At 63.7% G+C, this 12,361-nt stretch carries 12 protein-coding genes; 6 read left to right on the top strand and 6 right to left on the bottom strand.

All coding sequences use genetic code 11. The annotated features are described in order from the left end of the window. Positions 1 to 4: 4 nt before the first annotated feature. The gene (locus VMI09_05465) at positions 5 to 958 is read left to right on the top strand and encodes a transglutaminase family protein (GenBank protein ID HTQ24124.1); all 954 of its coding nucleotides are present in this window, start codon (positions 5 to 7) and stop codon (positions 956 to 958) included. Positions 959 to 1,192: 234 nt separating this feature from the next. On the opposite strand, the gene VMI09_05460 is transcribed toward VMI09_05465, so the two are convergent. From VMI09_05460 to VMI09_05440, 5 genes are all read right to left on the bottom strand, one after another. After that, complete coding sequence (locus tag VMI09_05460; protein HTQ24123.1) at positions 1,193 to 2,194, bottom strand: M48 family metalloprotease; 1,002 nt, start codon at positions 2,192 to 2,194, stop codon at positions 1,193 to 1,195. Positions 2,195 to 2,212: 18 nt separating this feature from the next. Next, complete coding sequence (locus tag VMI09_05455; protein HTQ24122.1) at positions 2,213 to 4,060, bottom strand: glycosyltransferase family 39 protein; 1,848 nt, start codon at positions 4,058 to 4,060, stop codon at positions 2,213 to 2,215. Positions 4,061 to 4,339: 279 nt separating this feature from the next. Further along, positions 4,340 to 4,543 carry a CDGSH iron-sulfur domain-containing protein gene (locus VMI09_05450; protein HTQ24121.1) on the bottom strand — a complete coding sequence of 68 codons (204 nt, stop codon included), beginning with the start codon at positions 4,541 to 4,543 and terminating at the stop codon, positions 4,340 to 4,342. 192 nt (positions 4,544 to 4,735) lie between these two features. After that, entirely contained in the window at positions 4,736 to 5,689 is a 954-nt protein-coding gene (locus VMI09_05445; GenBank protein HTQ24120.1) for a DMT family transporter, read from the bottom strand. Then, on the bottom strand, positions 5,682 to 6,470 hold the full coding sequence (locus VMI09_05440) for an undecaprenyl-diphosphate phosphatase (protein ID HTQ24119.1): 789 nt from the start codon (positions 6,468 to 6,470) through the stop codon (positions 5,682 to 5,684). Before VMI09_05440 ends, VMI09_05445 begins: the two co-directional genes overlap by 8 nt. A gap of 103 nt (positions 6,471 to 6,573) precedes the next feature. On the opposite strand from VMI09_05440, the gene VMI09_05435 reads away from it, so the two are divergent. After that, complete coding sequence (locus tag VMI09_05435; GenBank protein ID HTQ24118.1) at positions 6,574 to 6,939, top strand: hypothetical protein; 366 nt, start codon at positions 6,574 to 6,576, stop codon at positions 6,937 to 6,939. A 70-nt stretch (positions 6,940 to 7,009) separates the two neighbouring features. On the opposite strand, the gene VMI09_05430 is transcribed toward VMI09_05435, so the two are convergent. After that, positions 7,010 to 7,696, bottom strand: coding sequence for a hypothetical protein (locus VMI09_05430; protein ID HTQ24117.1), 687 nt, complete (start codon positions 7,694 to 7,696; stop codon positions 7,010 to 7,012). A gap of 254 nt (positions 7,697 to 7,950) precedes the next feature. Here VMI09_05430 and VMI09_05425 point away from each other — a divergent pair, with 254 nt between their 5' ends. The 4 genes from VMI09_05425 (at position 7,951) to VMI09_05410 (ending at position 12,161) form a co-directional block, all read left to right on the top strand. Further along, positions 7,951 to 9,315: an NAD-binding protein gene (locus tag VMI09_05425; GenBank protein HTQ24116.1), complete on the top strand. Its 1,365-nt coding sequence runs from the start codon at positions 7,951 to 7,953 to the stop codon at positions 9,313 to 9,315. Positions 9,316 to 9,398: 83 nt separating this feature from the next. After that, positions 9,399 to 10,643, top strand: coding sequence for a serine hydroxymethyltransferase (gene glyA / locus VMI09_05420; protein HTQ24115.1), 1,245 nt, complete (start codon positions 9,399 to 9,401; stop codon positions 10,641 to 10,643). Positions 10,644 to 10,654: 11 nt separating this feature from the next. Next, positions 10,655 to 11,734: a TIGR03617 family F420-dependent LLM class oxidoreductase gene (locus VMI09_05415; protein HTQ24114.1), complete on the top strand. Its 1,080-nt coding sequence runs from the start codon at positions 10,655 to 10,657 to the stop codon at positions 11,732 to 11,734. A gap of 22 nt (positions 11,735 to 11,756) precedes the next feature. Then, positions 11,757 to 12,161 (top strand): VOC family protein, encoded by a 405-nt coding sequence (locus VMI09_05410; GenBank protein HTQ24113.1) that lies wholly within the window; start codon positions 11,757 to 11,759, stop codon positions 12,159 to 12,161. Positions 12,162 to 12,361 lie beyond the last annotated feature (200 nt).

Here is a 12,361-nt window from a genome sequence, read left to right as displayed (position 1 = left end):
ATCGATGTTGCTGCAGATAAGCCACAGGACCCGGTTTGTGTACGACCAGCCGGCGCACGACTCGCACAACGAACTGAGGCTGCGGCCGCTTGACGCGGCCGGGCAGCGATGCCTTTCGTTCGAGCTGAGCATCGACCAGCCCGCGAGCGTGATTACCTACCGCGACTTTTTCGGCAATCACGCGCATTCGGTGTCGGTAAGCGCGCCGCATCGCGAACTGACGATCGTCGCACACTCGCTGGTCGAGCGCCCCGACACGCTGGCGGAGCCAGGGCCCGAAATGACGTTCCGCGATTTTCTCCGCGACGACGAAGTTCATCTCAGAGATTACTGGGAGTATCTGAATCCGAGCCATTACGTTCCGTTCAGCGAGCGGCTGCAGAAGCTGTTCTGGATGGCGCGGCCGGGCGACACCGAGGACGTCGGCTGCTACGTCGCGCGCATCGTGGCCTGGGTGCGCGACCAGTTCGACTACCAGAAGGCGCGCACCCACGTGCACTCGAGCGTGGACGACATCCTGAAGACGGGCAGCGGAGTGTGTCAGGATTTCGCGCATCTGACCATCGGACTGCTGCGCCTGGCAGGCGTGCCCGTCCGCTACGTCTCGGGTTATCTCGCGCCCACGCTAGCGTCCGCCGGCGCCGCGTCGCTCGGCGAGCAGGCGAGCCATGCATGGATCGAAACGTGGCTGCCGCGCTCGGGATGGACCGGCTTCGATCCGACTCATCGCTATCGCACCGACGAACGCCACGTGAGAGTGGCCGTCGGACGCGACTACGCCGACGTGCCACCACTCAAGGGAATGTACCGCAGCAACGCGGCGAGCCAGATAATGACGGTGGATCTCAACGTCGAGCACACGGTCGCGACCGGTCCGCTGGATGAAACCGGAATTGGCGTGGTGCGAGCATCCGATGCCGATCGAGGCGGCGCTCCGCCGGGCAGCCAGGCGCAGTAGGCGCCCCGCGATCGGGACCTCATACTTCGACCGCCACTCCAGCCCGCCTTCAAAACTGAGGAGGAGAGGTGCAGAATTTTGTCCCGCTCAGAATTTTTGTGGGCGCGAGTTGGCGACTGAATTTCCGCTCATCGGAGTATCCAGTTCATCCGCATCAGTCACGCGGACGAGATCCTTATTCCATCGGGGAAAGAGTAGCAAGTTAGTTGGCGGCGGCGGCCTCGGAGAGGAGCCTCAGACGCGCGATTCGCTCCGCCAGCGGCGGATGGGTCGACAGCGGTTGCTCGCCGGTCGTGTCGAGCCGGTATTGCTCCTCGGCGAAGCTGGCTTCCACCGCTTCGGCTTCCTCGTCGAGTTGCTCTTCGGATTTATCTGTCTGCGAGCGGATTCGCATAAGCTCACCGGCCAATCCCGCATCGATTCCACCCGCGCTCTCGAAGGGATCGACGAGGAAAAGCGGTGCGGTGGCGCGCCGCGCTTAAGCGGTGCCTCCGCATCCCGGATCTTTTCCAACGCACGAATCATCCCGGCGGGATTGCGCGTGAATTCGACCGCGGCGGCGTCGGCCAGGTACTCGCGCTCGCGTGAAAGAAGCGCGGTCGTTGCGCGGTTGATCGGCGCGAACAGGTTTTGCGAGAGCGATCCCAGGTTGCCAAGCATCGTCGCCGTGACCAGCATCATGAGCCGCATGTCGTAGCTGCGGATGTGCGCCATCTCATGCGCGATCACGCTCTGCAGTTCTTCGCGGTCCATCATGTCGACAAGGCCTCGCGTCACGCAAATCACGGAATCATCGAAATTCCGTCCGATGGCGAACGAATTGGGCGCCGAGTCGTCGATCATGTACAGGCGCGGCGCCGGCAGGCGCGCGGCTAGCGCCATCTCGCGCGTCACGTCGATCAGAACCTTATTTCCTGGCAGAAGCTTGTCTTGGGACAGAAGCTCGTCTTCGGCATCATTACCCTCGACCGGGAAGGCGCCAACCGATCCCAGCACCATCCCCGGGCCGCCGTAGTAGGTGCGCATCGTTTGCCCGATGCCGAAAATCAAACCGGCGGCAGTGCACCAGGGAAAACCCGCCGGGTGTCCCGCCGCGAAGCGCACCGCTCCCATGGACAGGTCAAAGCCAGATCCCAGCGCCGCGAATACCAGGATCTGCGAGACAACCAGGCGCGCAACCCGGCGGCGGCGATTCACGCGCTCGAGCGCCCAGAAGTTGTTCGTGTCCGTCGCCATCGCCGGGCGTTCGCGGCTTCAGACGTCGAATTCGGGCGGTTCGGTTTTGGGCGGCGGCTCGGCTCCGGGCGGCCCGGGGGTGCCCGGAGCGAAGCCGGGCTCGCATCGCAGCAGGACCATCCCGCCGGTGCCGTCGAGTTCGGTTGGATGGCTCAGCAGGACGGCGCGGAACTGCGCGCGCATCGCGGGCGGCAGCCGCAGAAACTCCTCACGCCAGGCGATCAGAAAGTCGGGCCGCGGTCCGCTCCAGATGGACACCACCGGCAGATTGCGTTCGCTGTAATACGCGACGTCGTAGTTGAGAGCGCCCATATATCCGACGCTGCGCGTCCCGACGATCTCCATCGCCTCCCGCGTGAACGGCTTCAGCGTAAGCGCGTTGGCCAGCGCCGGCACGACGAAGATGTTCGCCAAAAGCGCGAGGCAGATCGCTCCGCCCGCGACCGTCATGCACAGGCTCTCGGCGCCCTGGCGGCAGCGCACGGACAAGACTCCGATCGCGATCATCGCCGCACCGAGCCCCATGCCGACGAACGGATGGGCGGCGGCCGCGAGCTCAAGCTGCGGAACGAAATCGTAGTGGATGATGCCCAGGCTGCGGAGCAGAAGCTCGAGCGCGCGAGGTGCCAAGGCGAGCATCCCCAGGCCGAGCAGGGCGTCGAAGCCGACGATCACGAAAAACACCGCTGCCAGATGCGAGAGCCAGCGAATCCATCCGGACGACACGTCCGCCACGCGGGCCGCCGCCTCGACGTATATCGCCAGCATCGTGGCCAGCGCGGGATAGAGCGCGAGCAGATAAACCCCGCGCTTGCTCTGCGGCAGATTGTAGAAGAGCAGCACCACCACAAACCACGTCATCAGGTACGCCAGGCGCGCCTCCATCCGACGGGGACGGCGCGCTGCCTGCACGAAGAGGATAAGGATGAGCGGCGTCCAGGGCATGAATCCGGCCACCAGCGCCCCTTCCATGTAGTAATAGGAGTGGAGGTGGCCCACGCGGAAGGCGTTATTGCGTACGAAGCGGAAGAGATTCTCGGCCAGCACCTGCTTGTGCACGAACGCGGTTCCGCCCGTCAGTGCCGCCGCCACGTACCATCCCCCGGCGAGCAGCGCGACCAGCGCCGCGCCGCGCACGAGGCTCATCTCGCGCAACACGCTCCAGCGACGCTCGACCGCGATCCACACGAGAGCGACTAGCCCCGGCAGGACCAGGCCCACCGGCCCCTTGCTCAGCACGGCCATCGCGATCGCGAAGTAGAGCGTCATTCTCCGCTCCGTCAGTCCTTCGGCGATCATGATGAATTCGAAGAAGGCGATTTCGAGAAAGAAGGTGAGCGTCATGTCCACCCGCGCACCGCTTCCGGCCTGGAGATACTGGACGGTGGTGCCGAGGATGAGCGCCGCGAGAAAGCCGATCCGCTCGTCGAACAGGCAACGCACGTAAAGGTAAGCCGCGAGCATCCCGCCGATCGCGAACAGCGCCGAAGGCATGCGGACGGTCCATTCGCTGACGCCGTCGGCGAGGATCGATGCGATCGCCGCCAGCCAGTGCATCAGGAGCGGCTTGGACGGGACCTCGACGCCCGCCCGCAATGGCAGGATGAAGCCGCCGCCGTGCAGCATGTTGAAAACAGTGACCGCCTCGCGCGGCTCGCCCTTGGTGTAGAACGGATAGCCGCCGAGATTGACCACGAAGAGCGCCACACCGGCCAGGGTAAGGACGAGAATTGCGAGCGGCGGTTCAGCGAGATCGCTGAACCATGCGACACCGCCTGCGCCACCCGGCGGCGCAACGGGTGGCGCAGGCGGTGTCGCTTCTGAGGGCAGTGCGGGCCGGGTGGCGCTCGAGGCCGCGTCGTCCATCGCGATCAGGATACAGATTCAGGCGGGGGGAAGCATCGCGGCCGGGAATCGCCCCCGTGCCGTTCGCCCGCGCGAAGCGCCGGCGAAGGGCACGGGCGGACGCGGAGCAGGGCGCGGAACGCGCACCCGCCGATGCGCGCCACGGAAGCGCGCGCTGGCGCCGATGGCGGCGCGACAGCCTTGCGCGCCGGGCGCGAGGCCTGCGCTCGAGAACGCCGGTCCGGTCGAGCGAGAGGTGGGTCTGTGGGGCTCAGATACGCGCCGGCGGGCGGCGCGGCGTCAGTATTGCTTCTGCACCTTGATTCGCCCGGCCTCGTCGTAGCAGTACGTCGCCGAGGCTTCTTCGTCGCGGGTGCGCTTGTGCGAGCCGTCGCAGAACGGCTTGTTCTTCGAGAGTCCGCAGGCACAGATATACACCGGCAATTCAGTGCCCTCGGGAATTTCGTACGGAGAGTTGCGCTCGTGTTCCACCAGTCGGGCCATCGTCGTTTCCTCTACGTTGATTGCCGCCGCAAGACGCGCCGGCCTCGTGAATCGTCTGCTGCTCACCGATGAGCATTGGACTTCGCAGCAACTAAAGACCAGCCGGAATTGTTAGTCAAACCGCCGGAGGCAGCTGGAGGCCAGGCGAGTCAAAGTGGGAAATTCGTGGCTAACTCAGTCGCAGCTTAAGGGTCAATTCATCGGCTGATGGATCGCCTCGACCGCCTCTGCGATTTGGGCGGGGGTTGCAGCCCTGTGGCGGGCGCCCTCGGCGCCAAGCACGAGCAGCAGCACGCCGGAGATTGCGACGAGGATGCCGATAATGTCGCGCCGGGTTGCATGCTCGCCCAGAAAGAAAATCGCGCACAGGATCGAGAGCAGCGGGATACCCGGGATGACCAGGGTGGTCGTCCATGCCAGCGACAACCGGCTGATCGCCGCGTACCAGGCGAGCGAGGCGAGGAAATAGCAGACGATGCCTGTCGCGGCGATCACGCCAATCACGAGCGGCTCGCGCAGTTGCGCGAGCGCATGCGGATTCGCTGCGAGAAGCGCTACGGTCAGGACGATCGAAGCGTAGCCGTAGCGGCCCGCCGTCATGCAGATCGGCGACATCGGCGGCATCGCCGGCAGCGACAGCACATGCGAGGCCTGCCAGAAGAACGGTGTCATCCCGACCAGCATTGCCGCCCAGGCCGGCGAATACGCGCCGCCCGACGCGCCGACCGCAGAAGCGATGCCGCCGACGATGATCGCGGTTGCGGCGAGTTGGCGAAGTGTCGGGCGTTCGCCGGCGAACAGCGTCGCCAGCAGGAGAGAGTAGATCGGTTCGCTCTGCAGCAGCAGGGTTCCGGCAACCGCGTCGATCCTGCGGAGACCAAAGACCAGGGTGAGCGTCGTCACCACGGTGCCGATTATCGAGATCGCGAGCAGCCGCATCCGGTAGCGCCGGCCGACCAGCATCCCCATCTCGCCCCGCGCATATACCACGGGCAGGACGCAGATCGTCGCGACAACGGCGCATCCGGCGGCGAACAGCATGGGGTCAAGCCGCGTGGCGCCAAAGCGCATTAGGGCCGGCTGCGTAGCGGCTGCGACAGTGCACAGCGCCGCCATCGTCATCCCGAAGGCGCGGCTCTCAGCCACGGGCGAAGAAGACGGCGATGACCAGCGCCGCGACCGTCAGCCGATAGACGACGAACACCGCGTAGTTGTGCATGCGGACATACCGAATCAGGACGACGATAGCGATAAGGCCAAAAACCGCGGCGGAGACGAAGCCCAATGCGACCGACAGGTCCAAACCTTCATGGAGCAGTTTGCGAGCTTCGACCAGTCCGGCGCCGGCGATGATTGGTGTCGCCATCAGAAAGGAGAAATTGGCGGAATCGCCGCGGTCGATTTTGACTGCCCGCGCCATCGTGATAGTTGCCCCGGAACGAGATACTCCCGGAATGAGCGCTAGCGCTTGGCTGAATCCAATCGCCAGTGCATCCCAATAGGTCATTTCGCTCATCTTTCGCTTTTGGGGCGAAACCCGGTCGAACCACCACAGCAGAATCGCGAGCGTCGTCATTGCGATCGCTATCAGCAGCGGGGAGCGAAAAGTCGACTCGGCCTGCTTCTCGAAAAGCAGACCCATGATCGCTCCGGGAACCGAAGCGACGATTATCAGCTGCAGCAGGCGTCGTTCTGCCGCCTGGCCTCCGGGGGCGAACGACCGCGCCATCGCGATCCAGTCCTCCCAGTAGTAAACGAGCAGAGCCAGGAGCGTGCCCAGATGCAAGGCGACATCGAATGCGAGGCCCGGATCCTGCCATTTGAACAGCCAGGGGACGAGTACCAGATGAGCGGAACTGGAGATGGGCAGGAATTCAGCGAGTCCCTGCACCGCTCCCAGGATGATTGCCTGAAGGTGTGAAATCATTAGTTTTCAATCATTTGTGGACTGACCGATCGGTTGCGACTCAAGTTATCGGGTCGCTGGGCACGCGACAGCATGCTTGGCAACGATCTAAAACCCGAATAAGATGCTGGTGATGCGTCCCGGAAGCAAATCAGGAGCGGCACCGTCCATGCTGCGCGCCCCGACCAAGGACAGTATCGTCTCATTGCGAGAGGCCAGTGTTGTGATGGATGAGCGGGAGAGGGCCATGGATGACGGTTTGCCCCGGTTGGACTCGCCGCGCCGCTTTCCGATCGTTTCCAGTCCGCCGCGTCTGCCCCTGATGATTCCAGATGAAATCTTGGACTACTATGGCTGGGTTTTCTGTCAGGGTGGCTTTCTCAACCTTCAGATGACTTTCGAGCAGTTTCTTAGCGTAGTTGCGGCCGTAAGTCCCGCCGGATTGTGTCCGGAATATGACGAAAGCGAGCCGGTTCAGACCGGCGAATGATCCGTACCGACTGCTATCTCTAAAAGCGTCCCCGGTCCGATTCCGCTAAGCCATCGCGCGACTGCGCGCGCTATTCGGGGGAGCCGACCCTGCTCGAGGTGCTTGGAGCCTGCTTAAGCAGAGTTCTTGCGACCCAGATACTCTGGAAGGGCGTCACGTCCGTCGGCGATTTGAGGCTGTTGTCCTTTGCGATCTGCTGCCAGTTGTCCTCATTTCCGGTCACGCGCTTGGCGAGCTCCTTCAGGTCTTCGTGGGGCAAAAGGGTGAAATTGACCCCGCCAGAGGCTGGAGTGCTCGGGGAGGGCGGGTATTTCGCCGCCAGTTCGTCGATCTCGCCGAACAGGGCAAAACGCTTGCTGGCCTTGTAGTCGGCTATCTCGTTGTCGGGAATGCCCTCGGTGTGGACATTGACGACAATCTTGCTTTTGTTGCTGTCCTCGGGAGTGACCTGGATTTCGTAACGATAGCGAGGCTGCACTCCCGTCATGTTTTGGAAGAACCCGACCTTGGTATCGGCATTGCGCCATAGCGTTTGCAGCGAATTCTCGGGTCCGGTCTCGTAGAGGATGCCGTCGCCGCGAAGCGCGTCCTGAGTCAGGAGATAGGTGTCGTTAACGGGGTAATTTACCACGTGCTCTTCGCCCAGAGCGGCGTCCTCTCTACTCCAATGGGAGCTTGTGCCCCAGAAGCCGACGTAACATCCCGCGAGCAGCGACATCACGCCCACTGTGATGAAGAGGGCCCACCTTGTGAACACCGAACTATGCGTAGTAGCCACTGCTGTGACAAGCCTCAGGTCATGCGCGCCAGCGCCGCGTCATCCAGTCAACCCAACAGACAACCACGAGCCTTCGCCGTACGCAAGATGAAACGCACGAGCGTCACTTCGATTGCCACAATGCGGCCGGTTCATTCGCGCCGCAGCCTTATGTTACAAGATTGTAGCGGATACGCCGCGACCGTCGCGAAGCTCTTTTCCATACTGCCGCTCAACGCTAAGATTCACGCCCCATGACTGAATCCATGACCAGAGGAACGCCCCGGCACGTCGTCGCCGTGGTTGGTGCGGCGACCGCAGGCGCTGAAATCGCAAACATTTTGGCGAAGCGCGGCGCCCAGGTTGTCGTCATCGAGCAGAACCCCCGTCCGTACGGCAAGATCGAGGACGGGCTGCCGCGATGGCATGTCAAGCAGCGCCGCGACGAGTACGAGGAAATAAACCGCCGCCTCGACCATCCCCACATCGAGTTTGTGCCGCTGACCCGGATGGGCGCAGCCCTAACGTACGACGACCTGCGCCAGCGATGGGGCCTAAGCGCCATCGTGCTTGCGCATGGTGCGTGGCGCGACCGTCCCCTCGCGGTCGAAGGCGCGGACCGGTATATCGATCGCGGCCTGGTCTATCAGAACCGGCTCATCTACTGGTTCAACCATTATCCGGAGAAGGAATACGACGGGCCACGCTACGATCTTCCCGCCGGCACGATGGTGATCGGCGGCGGCCTCGCTTCGATCGATGTGGTCAAGGTCCTGCAGATCGAAACCGCGCTCAGGGCGATGCGCGCGCGCGGAATCGAGGAGGACATGCTGCGGCTTGAACGCGAGGGCCTCGAACCGGTGCTCGCCGCGCACAAACTCAACTATGGCGACCTCGGCGTCGCGCCATGCAAGCTCTATTATCGCCGCCGCGTCCTCGACATGCCGCTCTCCGACATCGCAGCCGACGCGCCGCCCAAGCGGGCGGAAGCGATGCGCGCGGCGCGTGCCAAGATTCTCGATAAAGCGCAGCGCAAGTACCTGTTCGAGTTCGAACCGCTGCGCGTGCCGACCGGGCTTATCGTCGAGAGCGACCGATTGGTTGGCCTGCAGATGAGCCGCACCGAGGTCGCCGACGGACAGGTGCGGACCGTTCCAGATTCGGCCTCGCCGGTCCGCTCACCGCTCATCATCAGTTCCATCGGGAGCATCCCGGAGCAGATCCCTGGCATCCCGGTAAAAGGCGAGGTTTACGCCTATATCAACGCCAACATTGGCCTGCTCGACGACGGTCCCACGGCCGTGTATGCGGCGGGCAACGTGCTGACCGGCAAGGGCAATATCAAAGACTCGCTCGAAAGCGGCACGTTCATCGGCATCCACGTAGCCGAAAGCTACCTGGGGCTCAACGGCGACGACGTGCCGCTTGCCGAGGGCGCACGCAAGGTCGCCGGTCAACAGGGCGAGCGGATAGCCGAAGCGATGAGTTCGCGCCCGCGCCTGGCGCCAGAGCAGGTGGAGGAAGTGATGCGCCGGGTGCGCGAGCGCCAGCGCGCCGTCGGCTACGAAGGGAACTACCAGGCGTGGATCAAGCGGATGACGCCGGAAGACCTTCACTGAACCAAAGACTGCATTGAACAAAGACCTGCATTGAAATGGGCTTGCATTAAATCGGCAACAATAACGCAGACGGCGGCAGGACAATGGATGCGCTTAAACAGACCGATCCGGAAATTTACGATCTGATCCGCGCCGAAGAGCGCTATGAGATCGATTCCGTGCGGCTCATCCCCTCGGAGAATTACGTCTCGAAAGCGGTGCTCGAGGCGACCGGCTCGATCCTCACCAACAAGTATTCCGAGGGCTATCCGGGACGGCGCTACTACGAGGGCCAGCGTTACATCGACCGGATCGAAACCATCGCGGCCGAACGCGCCCGCGCGCTCTTCGGCGCCGAGCACGTCAACGTCCAGCCCTACTCGGGATCGCCGGCAAACCTGGCCGTGTTCCTCGCGCTGCTCAAGCCGGGCGACACGCTGATGGGCCTGGCGCTGCCGCATGGCGGCCATCTGACCCACGGATGGACCGTCAGCGCGACCGGAATATTCTGGCGCTCGGTGCACTACCAGGTCGATCGCGAGAGTCAGCGAATCGATTACGACGCGGTGCGCGATCTGGCGAAGAGGGAACGGCCGAAAATCATCATCACCGGCGCGACCGCCTATCCGCGACAGTTCGACTTCAAGATTTTCGGCGAGATCGCCAGGGAGGTCGGTGCCTTCATGCTCGCCGACATCTCGCACATCGCGGGGCTGATCGTCGCCGGCGCGCATCCCGACGCCGTGCCCTACGCCGACGTCGTCACCACGACCACGCACAAGACGCTGCGCGGCCCGCGCGGGGCGATGATCCTCTGCCGCAACGAGTTCGCGGAGAAAATCGACAAGGCGGTCTTCCCCGGCCTGCAGGGCGGTCCGCACAATCACACCACTGCGGCGATCGGCGTCGCGCTCAAGGAAGCGGCGACCCCGGCTTTCAAGGAATACGGCCATCAGATCGTGCGCAACGCCAAGGCAATGGCAGACGAACTGCTCGCCTGCGGTTTCAACCTGGTCTCGGGTGGCACCGACAACCATCTCATCCTGATCGACCTCACCAACAGGAAGGTGATCGGCAAGAAAGGAGCGCAGGCGCTCGACCGCGCGGGAATCGTCTGCAACTACAACACCGTCCCCTACGATCCGCGCAAACCCTTCAGCCCAAGCGGTCTGCGCCTGGGAACGCCGGCCGTGACCTCGCGCGGGATGGGCGAGAGCGAGATGCGCCAGATTGCGCGATGGATTGACCAGGCGATCGCGCACGCCGACGACGAAGCCGCACTGGCGCGGATAAACGGCGAGGTCACCGAGATGTGCCGGCGCTTTCCGGCGCCAGGCATCGCGACTTGAACGAGCGCTCGATGGCGCAGATCAAAATCGAGCGGATGCTCAATCTCGGCGTCGCCTACACGCCCGAGATGGGCGCGGGCGGCAAGCCCGAGCCGGACTGGACGGCGCTCGGCGCGCAGGTGCGCGAAGCAGGCGCGCTCGGCTATGACACGGTCGTCGCGGTTGAGGTACAGCACGACCCGTACCTGATGCTCGCGATCGCCGCGCAGGAGCCGTCCACGGTGGAGCTCGGCACCGGCATAGCGCTCGCGTTCACGAAGAGCCCGGCCGCGACCGCATACACCGCCTGGGACCTGCAGCGTATGAGCGGCGGGAGGCTGGTGCTCGGCCTGGGATCGCAGGTCAAGGGCCATATCACGCGGCGCTTCGGGATGCCGTTCACCAAGCCGGCGCAACGGATGAAGGATTACGTCGGCGCGATGCGCGCCTGCTGGAACAGTTGGCAGACCGGCGCGCCGCTCGATTACACAAGCGAGCATTACAATCTCTCGCTGATGACGCCCAACTTCGCGCCGCCCCCGCTCAAGAATCCGCGCATCCCGGTGCTGATCGCCGCCGTGCAGGAGCACATGCTGCAAGTCGCAGGCGAGGTATGCGACGGCGTCCGCCTGCACGGCATCTGCACGCGCCGCTATCTCGACGAAATCGCCTTCCCCAACTTGCGCAAGGGTTTCGCCAGGTCGGGACGCCCGGCCGCCGAATGGGAGAACTTCCAGATTTCCGGCGGCGGATTTCTCTGCACCGCGCCTGACGCCGATTCACTCGCGCGCGCGGTCGAAAAGATGAAGGAGACGATCGCGTTTTACGGTTCGACGCGATCGTACCGCGCGAGTTTCGAGCTCGACGGATGGGCCGAGCGCGCCGAGCAGCTCCATCGGCTCTCCGTGCAGCAGAAATGGCGCGAGATGCCGAAGCTGGTGAGCGAGGAGATGGTGCACGCGTTTGCCGCGGTCGGCACCTACCGTGACATCGCGGCGGTGATGAAGAAGCGGCTTGCAGGGGTCAACCGGCTCGATTTCGAAATTCCGATCCGCGGCGAAGGCGATCGCGGCGTGGTGCGCGAAGTGATCCAGGATCTGCGCCGCCGGTAGCTCCGCCGATTCGAGGTGAGCGATGAGCTTCATCGTCGGACTCGATCACGTAACCATCCAGATTGACGAGGGTGGCGAGGCGCTGGCCAACGCGCTGCACTTCTATGTTGACCTGCTCGGCCTTAGGCCTCTCGACCGTCCGGCCAACACCGACAACGGGCGTCCGGGAGCATGGCTGCAATGCGGCCCCGCTCAGCAGCTGCACATCATCACCGGCGCCGGCGCGACGGAGGAAAATCGCGCCTCGCGGCGCCATCCGGCGTTCCGGGTCTCGGACCTCGAGGGATTGCGCAAGCGCTTCGTTGCGGCGGGAGTCGAAATCCTCGCCGGTAATCGCTTTCCCGGTCAGGAGCGGTTTTTCGTGCGCGACCCCTTCGGCAATCGGCTCGAATTCGTCACGCGCACAATGGGCCGGGACGCCCCCTGAAGCAAGAGGCGTCCCGAGAACCCGGCGCTTCGATTCCCGCCGTCACGCACGACGCGGGCTTATTTTCCGGCGTCCATCTCGTTTGCGTATTTCTCCATGACCTCCGCGCTCGCCTTCATCATGTCGGCGCGCATTTCCATCATCTTTGCGGCCATCTTCAGGTCTTTGGCGGAGCCCATCATTCCTCGCATAATCATCTT

This window comes from Candidatus Binataceae bacterium, from assembly GCA_035500095.1.
Classification (GTDB): domain Bacteria; phylum Desulfobacterota; class Binatia; order Binatales; family Binataceae; genus JAKAVN01.
This window is presented reverse-complemented; position numbering and strand designations above follow the sequence as displayed.